Here is a 504-nt window from a genome sequence, read left to right on the forward strand (position 1 = left end):
AGTTTTCATGCCACGTGGGCGTTGCCCCGTTTTCCTTCGAATCGGGAACCAGCCAGAGATCCAGGCGCAAGGTCTCGAACCGGGCCAACAAGGACCTAAAGACCCTCTTCCATATGGCGGCACTATCTGCGATCAGGATGAAGGGGGAACTCAGGGACTATTTTGAAAGGAAAGTAGCTGAAGGCAAGAACAAAATGACGGTCCTAAATGCAGTCAGAGCCAAAATAATCAACCGGATATTCGCTCTGATAAGGGAAGACCGAAAATATGAAAAATCCTATATCAACCCGTTGTTTAATCCATAAGAATATCGGGACGGGACGATCCCGGCAGGGGGCTCAAAAGGGCAGCAGAGATGTTGCCTTTTTCATTTTCAGCCTATGGAGACCCATTTTGTCTACATACTCTACTCCCCATCAACAGGTAGCTACTACATTGGCCAAACGATGGACTTGGAAAACCGGTTGATACAGCACAACAGCCACTTTTTCAAAGACTCGCACA

The 504-nt window shown here is 47.8% G+C and carries 2 protein-coding genes; both read left to right on the forward strand.

The genetic code is table 11. The features are described from left to right. Positions 1-305 (forward strand): transposase (locus L0U89_RS20250; protein WP_234863188.1); only part of this gene is annotated, 305 nt, incomplete at its 5' end. 75 nt (positions 306-380) lie between these two features. Next, on the forward strand, positions 381-504 hold a 124-nt coding region (locus L0U89_RS20255), incomplete at its 3' end, for a GIY-YIG nuclease family protein (protein WP_234863189.1).

The sequence above is a fragment of the Mariniradius sediminis genome, from assembly GCF_021491425.1.
GTDB lineage: Bacteria > Bacteroidota > Bacteroidia > Cytophagales > Cyclobacteriaceae > Mariniradius > Mariniradius saccharolyticus.